General features: G+C 70.1%; 13 protein-coding genes. 5 read left to right on the forward strand and 8 right to left on the reverse strand.

Annotation, left to right across the window (positions count from 1 at the left end; genetic code table 11):
• Positions 1–21 precede the first annotated feature (21 nt).
• From ACWEQQ_RS20640 to ACWEQQ_RS20655, 4 genes are all read right to left on the reverse strand, one after another.
• Complete coding sequence (locus ACWEQQ_RS20640) at positions 22–2,403, reverse strand: MFS transporter (protein ID WP_452349351.1); 2,382 nt, start codon at positions 2,401–2,403, stop codon at positions 22–24.
• A gap of 256 nt (positions 2,404–2,659) precedes the next feature.
• The gene (locus ACWEQQ_RS20645) at positions 2,660–3,319 is read right to left on the reverse strand and encodes a phosphate signaling complex PhoU family protein (protein WP_452339064.1); all 660 of its coding nucleotides are present in this window, start codon (positions 3,317–3,319) and stop codon (positions 2,660–2,662) included.
• Positions 3,320–3,448: 129 nt separating this feature from the next.
• Complete coding sequence (locus ACWEQQ_RS20650; RefSeq protein ID WP_452339063.1) at positions 3,449–4,720, reverse strand: diguanylate cyclase domain-containing protein; 1,272 nt, start codon at positions 4,718–4,720, stop codon at positions 3,449–3,451.
• 116 nt (positions 4,721–4,836) lie between these two features.
• The gene (locus ACWEQQ_RS20655; RefSeq protein ID WP_379427148.1) at positions 4,837–5,715 is read right to left on the reverse strand and encodes a DMT family transporter; all 879 of its coding nucleotides are present in this window, start codon (positions 5,713–5,715) and stop codon (positions 4,837–4,839) included.
• Between the two features lie 208 nt (positions 5,716–5,923).
• Here ACWEQQ_RS20655 and ACWEQQ_RS20660 point away from each other — a divergent pair, with 208 nt between their 5' ends.
• The 3 genes from ACWEQQ_RS20660 (at position 5,924) to ACWEQQ_RS20670 (ending at position 9,718) form a co-directional block, all read left to right on the forward strand.
• Positions 5,924–6,544 (forward strand): TetR/AcrR family transcriptional regulator, encoded by a 621-nt coding sequence (locus ACWEQQ_RS20660; RefSeq protein WP_452349304.1) that lies wholly within the window; start codon positions 5,924–5,926, stop codon positions 6,542–6,544.
• Between the two features lie 57 nt (positions 6,545–6,601).
• Positions 6,602–8,164 carry an FAD-dependent monooxygenase gene (locus ACWEQQ_RS20665; RefSeq protein ID WP_452349305.1) on the forward strand — a complete coding sequence of 521 codons (1,563 nt, stop codon included), beginning with the start codon at positions 6,602–6,604 and terminating at the stop codon, positions 8,162–8,164.
• Between the two features lie 168 nt (positions 8,165–8,332).
• Complete coding sequence (locus tag ACWEQQ_RS20670; RefSeq protein WP_452339060.1) at positions 8,333–9,718, forward strand: DUF2252 domain-containing protein; 1,386 nt, start codon at positions 8,333–8,335, stop codon at positions 9,716–9,718.
• Between the two features lie 12 nt (positions 9,719–9,730).
• On the opposite strand, the gene ACWEQQ_RS20675 is transcribed toward ACWEQQ_RS20670, so the two are convergent.
• Positions 9,731–10,711 (reverse strand): quinone oxidoreductase family protein, encoded by a 981-nt coding sequence (locus ACWEQQ_RS20675; protein WP_452349306.1) that lies wholly within the window; start codon positions 10,709–10,711, stop codon positions 9,731–9,733.
• A 332-nt stretch (positions 10,712–11,043) separates the two neighbouring features.
• Positions 11,044–13,491, reverse strand: a complete 2,448-nt coding sequence (gene hrpB, locus ACWEQQ_RS20680) for an ATP-dependent helicase HrpB (protein ID WP_452349307.1) — start codon at positions 13,489–13,491, stop codon at positions 11,044–11,046.
• Positions 13,492–13,651: 160 nt separating this feature from the next.
• Here hrpB and ACWEQQ_RS20685 point away from each other — a divergent pair, with 160 nt between their 5' ends.
• The gene (locus ACWEQQ_RS20685; RefSeq protein WP_452349308.1) at positions 13,652–15,190 is read left to right on the forward strand and encodes a DUF4185 domain-containing protein; all 1,539 of its coding nucleotides are present in this window, start codon (positions 13,652–13,654) and stop codon (positions 15,188–15,190) included.
• A gap of 175 nt (positions 15,191–15,365) precedes the next feature.
• Positions 15,366–16,571 carry an Ig-like domain-containing protein gene (locus ACWEQQ_RS20690; protein WP_452349309.1) on the forward strand — a complete coding sequence of 402 codons (1,206 nt, stop codon included), beginning with the start codon at positions 15,366–15,368 and terminating at the stop codon, positions 16,569–16,571.
• 6 nt (positions 16,572–16,577) lie between these two features.
• Here the strand turns inward: ACWEQQ_RS20690 and ACWEQQ_RS20695 are convergent, their stop codons facing one another.
• Positions 16,578–16,898, reverse strand: a complete 321-nt coding sequence (locus ACWEQQ_RS20695) for an alpha/beta fold hydrolase (RefSeq protein ID WP_452349310.1) — start codon at positions 16,896–16,898, stop codon at positions 16,578–16,580.
• 209 nt (positions 16,899–17,107) lie between these two features.
• The gene (locus ACWEQQ_RS20700; protein ID WP_452349311.1) at positions 17,108–17,758 is read right to left on the reverse strand and encodes a TetR/AcrR family transcriptional regulator; all 651 of its coding nucleotides are present in this window, start codon (positions 17,756–17,758) and stop codon (positions 17,108–17,110) included.
• Positions 17,759–17,797: the final 39 nt, after the last annotated feature.

A 17,797-nucleotide genomic window follows, 5' to 3' on the forward strand; every position in this document is an offset into this window, starting at 1 on the left:
CAACCGCTCCCGGCCCCCGGCTCAGACCCGATCCACCGACTCCCAGCGCTCGCGCCCCGGCGATTCCACCCGCTCGTAGCCCAGCAGGACATCGTGGGCGATCTCGCCGTCGGCGACCGTGACCCGGCTGAACGCCGCCGGATATCCCCGGGCCATCACGGTGTAGCGGCCCTCCGCCAGATCCGGCACGGCATAGCGGCCGGTGTCGTCGGTGCGGGTCACGGCGATCAGATCCCCGGCCTCGTCCAGCACCGTGATCTGGGCATCGGGCACGCCGTGCCCGCGGTCGTTGCAGGCCGATCCGGCCAGCACCGCGCGCGGCGCCAATTCGATGTCGTGGCGCAGCATTCCGCTGTCCGGCACGGTCAGGGTGACCGCGGAGGGACGCATGTGATCGGCCACCGCGACCAGCGTGTAGGTGCCGGCCAGCACGCCACGGCAGATGAAATCGCCCTCCGGGGTGGTGACCGTCGAGCCGACCACGTCACCGAACGCGTCGGTGAGGGTGATGGTCGCATCGCCCAGCGGCGCACCGCGTCCCACCGACCGCACCACGCCCGACACCTCACCGGATCCGAGCAAGGCCACATCCAGGCGGTGCGGGCGGCTGCCGACCGAAATGGTCACCGCGGCGGGCTGATACCCGAACGCCGAGACGATCAGTACGTAGCCGCCCGCCCGCGGGACCGCGATGACATAGCCGCCGTCGGGTTGGCCGACGGCGCGCGAAACCTGGCGTCCGCGTTGGTCGATGAGGGTGAGCACGGCGTCGGGCACCGACTGCCCGTCCTCGCGGTGCACGCACCCCGACACCGACAGCCCCGACGGCGCGGAGATATGGAATTCCGGCTCCGGCTCGGGCTCGAGTTCGGGCTCGATTTCCGGCTCGGCGATCTCCTCCACGACCGGCGTCGGAACATCCTGCAGCGGAATCTCTTTCATGAACATGAGCACGAACGCCGCCACCACCGCCACCGCGGCCGCCACGACGAACACCCCGCCCATGGCGTGGGTGAATCCGGTCAGGATGGGTACGCGCAGCTGGTCCGGCAACGCCGCGATGCCGCTGGTGTTGCTCTGGATCCGGCCCAGCTGCCCGGCGTCGAATCCCGGCGGCAGCTGTCCGCCGAAAGCCGCCAGGATCTTGCGCGGCAGCAGGTTGAACAGGATGGTCAGGAAGACCGCGACGCCGAGCGTGCCGCCCATCTGCCGGAAGAAGGTGGCCGACGCGGTGGACACACCCATATCCGAGCGCGGCCCGGCGTTCTGCGCCGCGATGATGAGCGTCTGCATGCACCCGCCGAGGCCGAAACCGATGATGCCGCAGTACAGCAGCGGCTGCCACAGCGGGCTGTCGTAGTGCACCAGCGCGAACAGCACCGACCCGGCGCCGATCACCAGCGAGCCGAGGATCGGCAGCACCTTGTAGCGTCCGGTGAATTTGGTGATGAGCCCGGACAATTGCGCGCCCAGCATGATGCCCACCACCAGCGGCAGCATGAAGAGCCCGGAGCGCGTGGGCGAGTACCCGCGCACCACCTGGAAGTACAGCGGCACCAGCACGATCGCGCCGAACATGGCGACACCGACGATGAACCCACCGAGGATGGCGATGCTGAAGGTGCGATTCGCGAACAGCCGCAGCGGAATCAGCGCGCTGTCCTTCATGAGGAATTCGACGATCAGGAACAGCACCAGTCCGGCCGCCGCGATGCCGTAGCAGAGCAGCGCGCGATGGGAGCCCCAGCCCCAGTCCCGGCCCTGCTGGGCGACGATGAGCAGTGGAACCGTGCCGGCCGCAAGGGTTATCGCCCCCAGCCAGTCGGTGCGGTGGCGGTGCCGCGCGAAGGGCACGTCCAGCACCTTGCCGACCACCAGCAGCGCCAGCACCCCGATCGGCACGTTCACCAGGAACACCCAGCGCCAGCCCGCGAGCCCGAGAATGTGGTCGGCATTGGAGAAGAAGCCGCCCAGCACCGGTCCCAGCACCGTGGCGATGCCGAAGACCATCATGAAATAGCCCTGGTACCTGACCCTTTCGCGGGGCGGCACGATATCGCCGATGATGGTGAATGCGAGTGACATGAGCCCGCCCGCGCCGACGCCCTGCAGCGCACGGAATCCCGCGAGCTGGTACATGGAGGTGGCGAAGGTGCAGCACACCGAGCCGGTCACGAAGATGCCGATGGCGATGAGGTAGCAGGGTTTTCGGCCGTAGATGTCGGCGAGCTTGCCGTAGAGCGGCGTCGAGATGGTGGCGGTGATGAGGTAGGCCGTGGTGGCCCAGGCCTGTTTGTCGAAGCCGTGCAGGCTGTTGGCGATGCGGACGATCGCCACGCTCACGATGTTCTGGTCCAGCGCCGCCAGGAAGACGCCCAGCAGCAGGCCGGAGAGGATGGTCATGATCTGACGGTGCGACAGCGTTCTCTCGATCGGCGCTGCCCGGTCGCTCGGCGCCGGGGCGGCCGGGGCGACCCGGACCGGCGCCGCCACCCGCGCCGGGGTGGACACCGATGTCTGGGTGGAGATGTTGGTCATGTTTGGGGCCCTTGTCGGATTTCGGCTGTCCGTGCGTGCGGTGCTACTCGAAAAGACCTCGCCATGAAGCAATTCGGGCAGCTTACTCCCGCCGATCGGGGCCCCTCACACGAGGTGGTGGTTACGCCTCCGTTTGCGCGTAGAGCGGAATACCGGTGTGGAAGAAGCGAATGAGCCGCCCGATGCGCACGCAGTGGTCGGCCCCGCGCTCGAAGTGGTGGGCCAGCAGCGCGATATCGATGGCCATGGCCGACCCGTGCGGCCAGCCGTCATCGGCCGCCAGCTCCACCAGCCGGCCGCGCAGCCGCTCCAGGTTGTCGTCGTGCGGCACCAGGGCGCGATCGCGCGGCGGGTTCTGTGCGGCAATGACTTTGCCCGCCAGATCGGCGAGATCGGTGACCGCGGCCGACATTTCCGCGAGCAGGTCGAGGACGTGCTGGGGGGCCACCGCATTCGGGTAGCGGCGCACCACCACATCGGCCACCCGGCTGAGGGCGCGGCTGACCGCCAGTAGGTCGTCGGCGATCTGCATGGCCGTCACCACCTGGCGCAGGTCGCGGGCCACCGGCGCCTCCAGGGCCAGCAGGATGACCGACCGGTCCTCACATTTCGCGTGCTCGATCTCCACCTGCTCTTCGAGCGCGAACACCTCGTAGGCGGCGGTCAGGTCGCTGCCGAGGAGCGCCGCCGCGGCCCGTTCGGAAGCCTCATGCGTCAGCCGCGCCATATGCGCGAGCTCATCGGTCAGCGCTATCAGCTCGCTGGAGAATTTCGTGCGCACTCGCATATCTTGGCCGCCCACCCGCATGCCTGCACACTATCGCGGCAAAACCTTTATCCCCGAATGGCTCTCGGTTCTCTTCCCGAGGCAAGAACCGACCGCCCAGTCGGGCGTGCGGCGGCTCCATGGCTACTGCCTGGCTGCGGGGTCGTTCTCGGTGCGGTGCAGTACCCAGGTGCCGCGGCCCGCGGCCTTGGCGCGGTACAGGCCGACATCGGCTTCGTCCAACAGCTTTTCGGCATTCGCGCCGGCAACCGGAGTGACAACGGCGCCGATGCTGGCCGAAATCGACAGCAGATCGCCGGAACCGACCGGAACCGGGTCTCGCAGCGTCGCAAGCATGGTCTCGGCGGTCGCGTGGGCCGTGTCGTCGTCGCAGGGCGGCGCGAGCAGCGCGACGAACTCGTCTCCTCCGATGCGGGCCGGCGTGACCGTCGGCGAGGTCAGGGTCGCGTCGAGCCTGCGGCCGACCTCGGCCAGCACGCTGTCTCCCGCGTGGTGGCCGTAGCGATCGTTGATCATCTTGAACGCGTCGAGATCTAGGAAGCACAAACCGATGTGATCGCCGGGACGGGCCGCCGCCACAATGGCCTCCAACTGCTCGAGCAGGCAATGACGATTCGGCAGACCCGTCAACGGGTCATGACGGGCCTCCCACCACAGTTTCTGCTGCATGGCCCGCCGTTCGGTGATGTCCTCCCCGACGGCGAGCACGCGCACCTCACGCCCGTCCGCGTCGTGCACCAGCGTCATCGTCCATGCGCCCCAGCAGACGGTGCCGTCGGGGCGGCAGAAGCGGCCTTCCAGGTGCGCGGTGCCGCTTCTGCGCTTGAGCAGACCGACGACCGCGTGCCGGAGTTTGTCGCGGTCGTCGGGGTGCATCAAGTCCAGCGCGGACACCCCCGGCAGGTCCTCCTGGTTCATCCCGACCATCCGTGCCGTCGTGGAATTGGCCTCGAGCGTGATGCCGTAGTCGTCGTAGAGCGCGATAGCCACCGCGGCGTTGTCGAACACCACGCGGAAGCGTTGCTCGGCAGCCTGCTGGCTGCGGGCGTGGACGTCCAGCAGCTCGGTGGTGTAGCCGCGAGCAAGCTCTCCCAGCAGCGCGCCGAACCGCTGTGCTCGATCCGGGCGCCGTGACCGCTCCAGCAATCCGGCCAGCACCGCCGCGGTCGAGGTCATCATGGCGGGGACCGTCAGGTTCGACCGGACCATCTCGACCCCGACTCGGCATGCGGGCGACGGATCGAACGACTCGGCCGACAGGGCAGCTTCCAGCGTGACGATCCATCCTGTCGTCAACTGGCGGATGTCGGGCGGCACAGCTGTCGGCACGCCACCGCAATCGACCAGGGCCGCCGACCATTCCCGCGCCATCTCGGCAACCTCACGACTGTCCATCCGTGAGGACCTTCCTCCATAGCCGAACCATCGAGGTCCAGCACTTCCCTCCCCACTCGCTAACAATGAGCATACGAAAGAAGCGCTGTGCCCGTGCCGGGCACCGGCCGACCGCGCTAGGCCGGCGCGGGCTCGGCCGCGGGCCGCACCCGGGCCCGGGCGGTGCCGAGGATCGAGCCCAGGATCACCAGCGGGAAGCCGATCGCCATGCCCGCGGTGAGGGGCTCGTCCAGCAGCGAGACACCGATCAGCAGTGCCACCGCGGGATTGATGTAGGTGATGACGGTGGCGCGCGACGGGCCGACCTCGCCGATCAGGGCGAAGAAGACCACGAAGGCCAGCGCGGTGCAGATCAGGCCCAGGCCCACCACCGACCAGCTCGCTCCGGCCGGAAAGCGAGAAGGCATCCGCCACAGCGCGAACGGCAGATAGATGGCGGCGGCGAAGATCAGCGACCCGGTCACCACGCCGATCGGCGGCAACTCGGCCAGCTTGCGGTCGATGATGATCGGGCCCAGCGCATAGCCGATGACACTCACGCCGATGGCCGCCAGCGCACCCAGATTCGAGACGTCGATATCCAGACCGACCAGGGCGGTCACGCCCGCGAAGCCGATCACCAGGCCGAGAATGCGCCGCGGATCGAGGCGTTCGTGCCCGAGGCGGGTGGTGAGCACGATGGCGATCAGGGGCACCGCCGCGATCAGCAGGCCCACCGTCGAGCTGGTCAGCCTGGTCTCGGCGCGCCCGATGAGCAGCCACGGACCGGTGATCTCGACGATCGTGTACACCAGCACCCAGCGCCAGTGCCGCAGTGCCGGCCGCAGCACCCGGGTGGACAGCGCGATGGGCAACAGCACCAGCGCACCCAGCAGGGTCCGTCCGAAGGCCACGAAGACCGGATCGAAATCCCGCACCGCGACCCGGATCATGGCGTACGGCACACCCCAGATCACACCCATACCCAGGAACAGCAGCCAGCCGCGCTTGCTCACCGCCCCACCCCACAACCTCGTCGCACGACACGCTCCTTCCGAATCCCCGGGAGCGTAAGCCACGCCGCCGACACGCTGAATCGGTCGTCCGAACGCCATGGGCGTCCGAACTATTTCGGTCAGGCATGCGACAACCGCGAACCGAGCGGCGAAAACTTTCCCAGCGAGAAATATTGCCCATTGGGCACGTTTTGTGCATACTGGAGTCATGCCGGACGAACAGACCCTCGGTCTCCGCGAACGCAAGAAGCTCGATACCCGGAAAGCCTTGAGCGACGCGGCACTTCAGCTCATGTTCGAGCGCGGCCTGGAGAACGTGGTGCGCGAGGACATCGCCGCCCGCGCGGGAGTGTCCGTGCGCACCTTCAACAACTACTTCTCCGGCAAGTACGACGCGCTCGCCTACCGGCATCTGGCCCGGATCAACAGCGCCGTCGAGATTCTGCGCTCCCGTCCGGCGAACGAGCCGCTGTGGGAGTCGCTCACGGCGGCGCTGCTCGAGCCACTCGAGGCGGAACTCGCCGAGTCGCCCGGGTATCTGCCCTCGCCCACGGAGCTCGCCGAGGTCCGGAAACTGGTGGCCGCCCCCGAGACCCGGGCCCTGCTGTCCAAGGGCGTCGAAGACAACCTGATCACCGCCATCGCCGAACGCACCGGCACCGACCCGGAACTCGATCTGTACCCGCGGCTGGTGGCCGGGGCCGCCGGCGCCGCGCTGCAGGCCGCCTTCGAGGTCTATGTGCGCACGGCGCCGACCGTCCCCGTCACCCATCTGCTCCGCCAGGCCCTGTCCGCGCTAGCGGCGGGCCTGCCGCAACCGCCGGCATAGCAGCGCCGCTCTCGCCGGTTTCTCCAAATACCCTCAACGACAAGAGGTTTATTTGCCATGCCCGAAAACACCGTCGACATCGTCATCGCCGGAGCCGGACCCAACGGCCTGATGCTCGCCTGCGAACTCGCACTCGCCGGCCTCCGCCCGATCGTGCTGGATCGGCTACCCGCACCCAGCCCCGAACCGAAGGCCAACGGCCTGGCCGGGCAGGTGGTCCGGGTCCTCGATATGCGGGGGCTGTACGGCGCGTTCAGCGGCAGTCCGGCCGCACCGGCCCCGACCCCGCGCTACATCTTCGGCGGCCTGCCCCTGGATCTCACTGCCGTACAACCGAATCCGGTGCACCTCGTCTTCAAGCCGCAACCGGAGATGGTGGAGATCCTCACCAAGCGCGCCATCGACCTCGGCGTGGACCTGCGCTGGGGACACGAGCTGACCGGCATCGAACCCGCCGGCGACCAGGTCACGGTCACGGTGTCCGGACCCGACGGGCCCTACCCGCTGACCGCCCGCTTCCTGGTCGGGGCGGACGGCGGAAAGAGCCTGGTGCGCAAGCGGATCGGGATCGAGTTCCCGGGCATCACCTCCGACGGGCACGTCAGCCGGGTCGGCCATGCCACCCTGCCCGACGAGTTCCGTTCCGGCGACGGCGGCATCGAGATTCCCGGGGTGGGCCGGTTCGGACTCGGCCATCACCGGCTCGAACGCGGCATCTTCATCTACGCCGAACTCGATCCGGGCCGGCCGATCATCGGAACCATGGAATTCCAAGGCGGCGAGCAGTTTTCCGACGACGAACCCCTGACGTTCGAGGAACTGCGCGCGAGCGTCGAACGCGTCCTCGGCGCCCCGCTGCCCATCACGCCGCCGCCCGGCCCGGGCCCGCACACGCTGCGCCGCACGATCGGCCAGAACACCCGGGTGGCGCAGCACTACCGGCAGGGCGCCGTCCTACTGCTCGGCGATGCCGCGCACGTGCATTCGGCGATGGGCGGGCCCGGGCTGAACCTCGGCCTGCAGGACACCGTCAACCTCGGATGGAAGCTCGGGGCCGAAATCCGGGGCTGGGCTCCCGAGGGCCTGCTCGACACCTACGAGTCCGAGCGTCACCCGGTGGCCGAACGCGTGGTGATGTACTCGCTCTCCCAGGCGGCTCTGGTCTCCCCCGGTCCGGAAATCACCGCTCTCCGAGAGCTTTTCGGCGAACTGCTGCGGCTCCCCGCGGCGGCCGCCCATATCGCCGGGCTGCTGGCGGGCTCGGACATCCGCTACGACGTCGGCGACGATCATCGGCTGTCCGGCTACTTCTTCCCCGACTGCGCCCTCGAAACAGCCGGCGGCCCCACCCGGATCGCCGAACTCCTGCGCGACGCCCGGCCCCTCCTGCTGACCTTCGACACCGCCCTCGATCCGGTCGCCGCCGCGGCGGGCTGGACCGACCGCGTCACGCCCATCGCCGCCACCGCCACCGACGCACCGGCCGCAGCGCTGCTGATCCGGCCGGACGGCTATGTGGCCTGGGCGACCGACGACATCACCCCGGCTGCTCAGGAGAGTCTCCGGAACGCACTGCGCCGATGGTTCGGCGCACCCACTCCCGACGCCGCGGCCGATTAGGAGGGCCGCGCGGGCTCGATCAGGAGTCGCTGGGCAGCCAACCTGATCGAGCCCGTCGGCACTTGTCGCCGGCGGTGTCCGGACCCGTGGCCCTGCGACCAGCGTGATCGCGCCGGCCGCAGGGCCACGGTCCTGGGAATCCGCGTGCGGTCGAACTAGAGTCCTCCCATGGCGACATCGGAGGCGGAGTCGGCGGCGGGCGGTAACGGGGCGGCGGAGGCCGGGCGGGCCGCACGGAAGCAGGTGCCACGTCGATCGCTCGGTGAGTGGAAGCCGGCGGCGGATCGGGAGGATCCGATAGCGGTGCTGGAGCGTCAGGCCGCGACCCGGGTGCCCGAGCTGGTGGAGATCCGGTACGCGCGCATGGCGGCCGGGCAGTTCCCGTTCTATCGGGGTGCGCCGGCGATCATGGCGGCCGATCTGGCGAGCGGGCCGAACACCGGGCTCACCGTGCAGTTGTGCGGGGACGCGCACCTGTCGAACTTCGGCTTGTTCGCCTCGCCGGAGCGGTCACTCGTGTTCGACGTCAACGACTTCGACGAGACCCTGCCCGGGCCGTTCGAATGGGATGTGAAGCGGCTGGCAGCCAGCGTGGCGGTGGCGGCGCGGGCCAATGGGTGCGACGACGCCGAGGCGAGCGGGGCGGCGGCCGCGGCGGCGCAGGCCTATCGCGAGGCCATGGTGCGGCTGGCGGGTCTGGGCGAGACCGACGTCTGGTACGAGATGGTGGACGCCGAACGGGTCGCCGAGCTGCTGCGCCCGCACGACCGCAAGCAGACCGAGAAGGTGATCAGCCGGGCCCGGGCGCGCACCAGCCTGCAGGCGCTGGACAAGCTCACCGAACCCGGGCCCGATGGCGTGCCGCGCATCAAGGCCGAGCCGCCGCTGCTCAGACCGGTACCGAGAGAGCTGCACACCGAACTGCTCTCGGTGCTCTCGAACTACCGGGACACGCTGCCGGAGGAGCGCCGGGTGCTGCTGGATCGGTACGAATTGCGGGATATCGCCTTGAAGGTCGTGGGCGTGGGCAGCGTGGGCACGCGCTGCTTCATCGCGCTGCTGACCGGCCGCAATACCGGCGATCCGCTCTTCCTCCAGGTGAAGCAGGCCGAGAATTCGGTACTGGCCGCGCATCTGCGGAGCAGCAAGTTCCAGCATCAGGGGCACCGGGTGGTGCACGGGCAGCGGCTCACCCAGGCGGCCGGTGACATCTTCCTGGGCTGGGCGACCGGGCCCGATGGGCTGTTCTACTACTGGCGGCAGCTGCGAGACATGAAGGGCTCCTTGGTCATCGACGAGATGTCGGCGGCGCAGCTGCGGCTGTACGCCAGCCTGTGCGGGCACACGCTGGCGCGTGGCCACGCGCGATCGGGAGATCGGGTGGCCATCGCCGCGTATCTCGGCAGCAACGACGTCTTCGACCAGGCCATCGGAGCCTTCGCGCTGGCCTACGCCGATCAGACGGCAGCCGATCGCGAATCCCTGCTGGCCGCCATCGAATCCGGTCGCATCACGGCTGCCGAGAACCTCGCGCCGGAGAAGAACGGGCAGTAGGCGGGCCGGGCGCTACTCCGGGTTGACGGCGATCACCAGCTTGCCGGTCGAGGAGCGACCTGCCATCAGCCGGTGCGCTTCCGCGGCCTCGGCGAGCGGGAACTCGGCGGTGATGGGCAGCCGTACCTTGCCGGAGGTGGCCAATTCGAAGGCGTGCGAGGCAATCTCGTGCAGGACGTCCGGGGCCTCGACGCTCAGGCCGAGAATGGAGAACCCGGCCACCGAGCGGCCCTGCGGGTAGAGGTCGGGCGCGCCGACCTGCCACGGGCCCGCACCGCCCGCATTGCCGAAGGAGACCAGGCGGCCGAAGCGGGCCAGAGAATCCATTGTACGGCGCAGGGTTTCACCGCCGATGGACTCCAGCGCGAGGTCCACGCCGCGACCGCCGGTGGCGGCGGCGACCTCCGCGTCGAAGGACTCGTTCAGAAACGCTGCGTCATAACCGTATTCGCGGGCGTACTCGGCCTTGGCCGGGCTGGACACCACGCCGTACACCGCGCCCGCGCCCGCGAGCTTGGCGATCTGCGCGACCACCGTGCCGACGCCGCCCGCCGCGGCCTGCACCAGCATGGTCTCCCCGGGCTGCAGGCGGCCGACGGTGTGCACCAGGGCGTAGGCGGTCGGCAGCACCGTGGGAAGCGTTGCGGCGGTGCGCAGATCGACGCCCTCCGGCACCGGGAACACCGTCGCGGCCGAGACGACCGCGACATCGGCGTACGCGCCGCCGTCGGTGATGGCGGCCACCGGCTGGCCGACCCGCAAACCCTCGACACCCTCGCCCACGGCCCGCACCCGCCCGGACAATTCCAGGCCCGGCACGAACGGCAGCCCCGGCACCCGATAGCCCACGGCCCGCGCCTGCAGATCGGCGAAATTCACTCCGACATAGGCGACGTCGATGGATACCCGCCCAGCCCCCGGCTCCGGCACCGCGAGCTCCACCGACCGCAGCACCTCCGGTCCGCCATATTCGTCGAATCGAATCGCACGCATGCCGCCACACTCCCTCTCCGCCTGCTCACCGGCGGGTCGAACCACATCATCCGAACGCCGGACGCACCGCTTGCAGCACCCGGGCGTCACCGGCTATTCCGCATGCTGCCCTTGAAGTCTCACTCCCGCCACCCGGTCCGGCCGGACACCGCTACCCGCAGCGATCGGCCGTCGCCGGACAGAGCGGTGCGTTCTCTTCAGCCTGAGCGATCGAACCTCGTAAGCCCGAGCATTGGACCACGCCGGCCGGCGATCGGCCGTCGCCACCGGGTCCGGTGAGCCACCGTCAGTCGAAGCGATGGGTCCGCGGCGGTCGGAGCAATGACCCCCGGTCAGCCAGAGCGATCGGCGTTGCGAGCGGTGCCGCGGTGGGCGGTGACCGTGGTGGGGTCCTCGGGCCAGGAGTGTTTCGGGTAGCGGCCGCGCAGGTCGGCGCGGACCTGGGGCCAGCCGGTGCGCCAGAAGGACGGCAGGTCGGCGGTGACGGCCACCGGGCGCTGCGCCGGGGACAGCAGGTGCAGCAGGATCGAGGCACGGCCGCCGGCCAGGCGCGGCGGCTCGGTCCAGCCGAAGATCTCCTGCACCTTGACCGCGAGCACCGGCGGGTCCGCGGAGTAGTCGAGGCGGACGCGGCTGCCGGAGGGCACCTCCAGTCGTTCGGGGGCGAGCTCGTCCAGGCGTGCGGCCTCGGGCCACGGGAGCAGGCGGCGCAGGGCCTGACCCGCGTCGGCGCGCTCCAGGTCGGCGCGGCGGCGGGCGGTGGAAAGCTCTGGGGCGAGCCAGGTTTCGGCGTCGGCCAGCAGCGTGTCGTCATCGACGGCGGGCCAGGGCGCGCCGAGGGTGCGGTGCAGGAAGTCCAGGCGCTGCCGCAGGCTGCGGGCATCCTCGTCCCAGCGCAGCAGATCCAGGCCGGTGGCGCGCAGTCCGCGCAGCAGGGCGGCCGACACCAGGCTCGGATCCGGTTCCCTGAGCGGCTGCTCCGACAGCACGATCGCGCCGAGGCGCCGCACCCGGCGGGCCACCAGATCGCCGTCGGCCCAATCGACCTCGTCGGCGGTCTCCAGGAGGTTCGCGGCGGCCTGCCGGGCGAGCTGCTCATCTGCCTTGGCGGCCAATCGGATTCGCCCCTCGGCCTGACCCGGGTCGCGCCCGGCCACCGCGATGGCGAGCCATTCGGCGTCGCCCAGCCCGCTGCCCGGTGGCAGGGTCACCGCGGTGCCGCCCGCCATCAGGTAACTGGCCGAACCGGGGGCCCGGCGGCGGGCGAGCCGTTCCGGATAGGCCAGTGCGGCAACGAGAGCCGGGTCGTCCACGCCGTCGCCCTCGACGAGTTTCGCCAGCCGCTGCGCCTCCCGCTGCCAGCGGGCGGGCCGGTCGCCGCGCAGGCTCCGCAGTGCCACGGCCAGATCGATACCGGGAGCGAGGGAATCGTCATCGAGTAGCGCGACCACCTCGGCGGCCGCCCGCGCCCCCACCTCGCGCGCCCCGTCGAGCAGTGCGCGCGCCAGGCGCGGATGCAATCCGACAGCCGCCATGCGCCGTCCCCGATCCGTCACCGCCCCATGGTCATCCACCGCGTCGAGCGCCCGCAGCACCGCCCGCCCCGCCGCCAGCCCACCCGCCGGCGGCGCATCCCACCAGGCCAGCGCCTGCCCGTCGACGGTGCCCCAGCACGCCAATTCCAAGGCCAGCCGGGTCAGATCGGCGGTGCGGATCTCGGGTTCCGGATACGCGGGCAGGGTCGCGTGCTCGTATTCCGGCCAGCACCGCCACGCCCACCCCGGGCCTTCTCGGCCCGCGCGTCCGGCCCGCTGCTCGGCTACCGCGGCCGAAACCCGCACGGTCGCAAGCCCGGACAGCCCGCGCCGATGATCGATGCGCGGCACCCGCGCCAGCCCCGAGTCCACCACCGCCCGCACCCCCGGCACGGTCAGACTGGATTCGGCCACCGCTGTGGACAGCACCACCCGCCGCCGCGCGCCCGGCCGCAGCGCCACGTCCTGGGCCGCGGCGGACAGCCTGCCGTGCAAGGGCAGCACGTCCACGTCGGGCAGTCCCGACAACAGGTCGGCGGTCCGGCGGATCTCCCCCGCCCCGGGCAGGAAGACCAGCACATCGCCCGCGCTGCCCGCCAATGCCTGGCGGGTCACCCGCGCCACCTGCTGCTCGATCCGCTCCCGGGCGGCCGGCGGCACGTACGCCAGCTCGACCGGATAGGCCCGGCCCCGCACCTCCAGCACCGGCGCGGCGGGCTCCCCCTCCCCGCCCAGCAGCGCCGAAAGCCGTTCCGCCGCAACGGTCGCCGAAGTCGCCAGCACCCGCAGGTCCGGCCGCAGCCCGGCCCGGGCATCCAGGAGCAGGGCCAGCAGCAGATCCGCGTCCAGGTGTCGTTCGTGGCACTCGTCCATGACGACCACGTCGACCCCGGCCAGCTCCGGATCGTTCTGCAGCCGCCGCACCAGCAGCCCGGAGGTCACCACCTCGATCCGGGTCCCGGCCCCCACCTTCCGGTCCCCGCGCACCGCATACCCGACGGTCTCTCCGACCCGCTCGCCCAGCAGCGCCGCCATGCGCGCGGCCGCCGCCCGCGCGGCCAGCCGGCGCGGCTCCGCCACCACCACCCGTCCGCCGGTGGTCGCGGCCAGAGCCAGCGGAACCAGCGTCGTCTTGCCGGTTCCGGGCGGCGCGACCAGCACGGCGGTCCCGCACTCACCCAGGGTGGCCGCGATGCGGTCCAGCGCCGGGCGTACGGGGAGGTCGGGAAGATCAGGCAGCTTCATTACCGCTCAGTCTGCCGCCCTGGCGACGCGCCGCCGCCACCGGCGTGGGCGGTGACGGCCCGGAACGACCGATACCCTGACCGGTTCGTGCCGTTACGCGCAGCGGGCGGAGCCGGACTAGGGTGAGTCAGCCGATTTTGGACGAGGAGCCGCACACCACATGGGAATTCGATCCCGCCGCTGGTCGAGTCATTCCGGATTCCCTGCGGCGCCCGCACTCTCGGGCGTCGTCGCACTGGGCGCGATGCTGCTGCCCGCGCCGCCCGCCGGGGCCGCGCCGCATCCCTGGGCGCCCGCGCCGGTGAACAGCTGCGGCGAGACCGGATTCGATCCGCTGGACCGCCGAGCGGACCCGAACGGCGTCCAGCCGCAGGGCAATCAGACCATCAAGGTCCCGGTGCCGGTGCCCCAGATCGTCACCGTCCAGGTGCCCGGCCCGAAGCCCGACAACACCCGCGTCGATCCGGTCGCGCTGCCCGCCGATCCCTGCGCCAATCCGTGCCCGGAGGTCCGCGACACCGTCCCGGCCCCGGCGAATCAGCCCGGCGGCGGCAGCGCGTCGCTGCCGCAGGTCGAGATCACCACCGAGCCCGAACCCATCCCGATCGTGGTGCCGGGCGGCGAACCACCCGAACCCCAGGCCGCGCCCACCGCGGCCGTCCAGTCCGCCGCGCCCGCGCCGGTGGCCGCGGCGGTGGCCGCGCCGCAGGTGGATTCGGTCCAGCTGGTCAACCAGGTCACCGGGCAGGGATCGGTCAATCGCACGAACATGCGCTGGTCGGTCGACGGCACCGACCTCGGGCTCATGTGGGAGACCAAGCCCGGCCAGGTCGCCGTCATGTTCGGCGACACCTTCGGCAAGGGCTGGAAACCCACCGGCGCCGGCACCGACCAGCAGGACTGGCGCAGCAATGTGCTGGCCTACAGCAGCACTCGCGATCTGTCGCAGGGTCTGATCCTGGACGACTTCGTGCAGAACAGCCGCTGCCACGCCGCCGAACTGCTCGACAGCCGCAAGATCAAGAACTTCGAGACCACCACCATCCCCACCTCGGGATTCGCCGTCGGCGACCGCCAGTACCTGACCTACATGTCGGTCAACCACTGGTCCCAGATCCCCGGCATGTGGTCGACCAACCTGGGCGGCATCGCCTGGTCCGACGACGACGGCCGCACCTGGACCAAATCGCAGTGGGCCCGCTGGGACAACCTGTTCGGGCTCGGCCGCTTCCAGGTCGCCACCATGGTTCCGCACGGCGACTACGTCTACATGTTCGGCACACCCAACGGCCGCCTCGGCGTCATCGGCCTCGCCCGCGTCCCCGCCGACCAGGTCCTGAACAAATCGGCCTACCAGTACTGGATCGACGACACCTGGACCCCCGCCGACGGCCCCAACGAATTGCTCGCCACCCCACTGGTTTCCGGCACCGCCAGCGAACTGTCCATCCACTACGACCCCGAGTCGAACCAGTGGCGGATGGTCTACCTCGACGTCACCCGCAACCAGATCGTCCTCCGCACCGCCACCGAACCCCAGGGCGCCTGGTCGGATCCGACCCCGCTGCTCAGCACCGACGACTACCCCACCGCCTACGGCGGCTTCATCCACCCCTGGTCCACCGCCAAGGACCTCTACTTCACCATCTCCACCTGGAACAGCTACAACGTCTACCTCATGCACGCGACGCTGAAGTGATCGCGCGACGCTGAAAGTGATACCGACCCGCTGAGCACTCCCGCTCGATTGCCGCCAGGTGTCGGTTACGCGACGGAACGGTGGAGATCCCGTCCGGCGTCGTGATCTTGTTGGCCGGCGGCGCGATGCTGACACGACCGAGCCGGGTCCGCGATCAGGTCGAAGGGAGCGCGCGTTGGGGCTGCGACGTCGTCAGGTATTGACCGGGATCATGGGGCTGGGCGGCCTGTTCGTCGCCGGCAGCGTGCCGTACCGGGGCAACGGGCTGCTCCCGCGCGCCTTGCGGCCCGCGGCCATCGTGTTTCCGCCCGTGGCCGCCGGGCGTGAGTTGAGTCCGCGCCAACTCGGCCGGGTCGGTGTGCTCAACGGGACCTTGACCTCGGTCTCCTGGATCGACGAAACCGGCCGACCGCTACCGGGCGCGCTCTCCGCGGATCGCCTGGCCTGGATCAGTTCCGAACCACTCGGCTACGGCCACACCTATACGGCGTCGGTGGTGGCGAACGGCGAGACCGGCGACGTCGGCACCACCGCCGTCTTCACCACTGTCCGGCCCGACACGCTGACCAGCGTCTCCTTCCGCTCGAACAATCTCCTCGACATCCAGGATGGTGAAACCTACGGCATCGGCCTGGTGCTGGTCGCGCACTTCGACGAGGCCGTCGACCGAGCCGCCGCGGAACGCACCCTCCGGGTCACCACCGAGCCCCACGTGCCGGGCGCGTGGTACTGGCTCGACGATCGCAATGCGCACTGGCGTCCGGAGAACTATCACACGCCCGGCACCCGGATCACGGTGGCGGCGAACCTGTTCGGCACCCGCCTCGGAGACGGCGTGTACGGCCGGGACGACCAGCGGGTCTCCGTGGTGGTCGGCCCCTCCCACATCGCCATCGCCGACGACAACACCAAGCACATCGAGGTCTTCGAGAACGGCAACCTGGTTCGCAGCATGCCCACGTCCATGGGCCGGGGCGGTACCGCCGTGGTGGGCGGGCGGGTGCTGTCGTTCTGGACCCATCCCGGGGTCTACACCGTCCTCGACAAGAACAGCGTCGTCAGCATGGACTCCTCCAGCTACGGCCTGCCCGTCAACTCCGGCCTCGGCTACCGCGAAAACATCAGAAACGCCGTCCGCATCAGCCACGATGGCATCTACCTGCACGAACTCGCCGCGACGGTCTGGGCGCAGGGCAATACCAACGTCTCGCACGGCTGCCTCAACCTCAGTCCCGCGGACGCCGCCTGGTTCTTCGACTTCGCCAACCCCGGCGATGTGGTCGAGGTCCGCAATACCGGCGGCGATCCGCTCGACATCGGGCAGGGCGGTGACTGGACCATCCTCTGGCCGGACTGGCAGCGGGGCAGCGCCCTGGCCTGAGGGTCGTCAGCGGTCTGCGGGCAGGAAGTCGTCGAGCGCCGCCGCGACCAGCGTGGGCTGCTCCAGGGTCTGCATGTGCGGGGTGCCGGGCAGCTCGCGGTACTCGGCCACCGGGATGCGCTCGGCGACTCGCGATGCCGCCGCCGTAGGACAGACCCACCACGTGCGCCGTCTCCAGACCGAGCGCGTCCATGACACCGAGTCGAAACGCTCCATGGGTGGTGTCTCCTCGTGGTGTTGCGTTGCGGCCGGGCGAGCGGCAGCGGGGGTCAGCGGGCGCGGGGCCGTGAATCCCGCGATCCTCTCCCGCATCGCCCCGCTGGGCATCGAGCCTCCATTCCGCGCCCGCTCCAAGGTATGTGCGGACCCACCCCTCGTTGGGCCCGGACCGGGCAAATCTATCGGTGTTCGGACGGCGGGACGGGGATGGAACGCGCCTGCTAGGGGACATTTCGTGCCAAAGTGCATGATTCGATCCGCATGACTCGACCACGAATGGCGTTCAGATCACATTCACGGTAAGTCGGCGGGTTCGGTCACGCTGCGGGCCAACCGTTCTCGGTCCCGGCGACCTTGTTGGTTGCGACACCTCGCAGGATGACGTCGAGTACGTCGCGCAGTTCGCCGGCTATCCGCTCCCGGTCGGTCGTGCGGCGGGCCCAGCGGTACACGACCCCGAGGTAGGCGTCGCGGAGCAGGTTCCCCAGCAGGACCGGATCCACGCGTGCGTCGATGTCGCCGCGCCGGACGCCGATCTCGACGATCCGCGCGAAAACCTCGGCGGTGTAGGGCTCTTCGGTGAGGGGCCGGCCCGTCTTCACCCACGCCGTCAGCATGATCTCGGTGACTCCGCGCTGCGCCTCGCTGAGCTGGGCGAGACCGGCCATGCACCGGTGCAACAGCGCGCCGGTGTCGCTCGCCCCGGCCCCGAGCGGCTGCTCGATGCGGTCCATCAGTGTGCGGCGCCGGTCCTCGGCCCACTCGGTGATGAGGTCTTCCTTGCGCGGGAAGTGATTGAAGAAGGTGCCGCGCGACACGTCCGCGCGTTCCGCTATCTCGTCGATCGTCGTTGCGTCGTAGCCCTTTTCGGCGAACAACTCCAGCGCGGACGTGTAGATCCGGGCACGGACCCGCTGCCGGTTGCGCTCTCTGCGGCCGATCACGGGTATATCGGTGGTAGTCACCATGTTTCGCTCCCCCTCAGGTCCGGCTCCCCACCGGTCCAT

The organism is Nocardia sp. NPDC004123 (genome assembly GCF_053603795.1).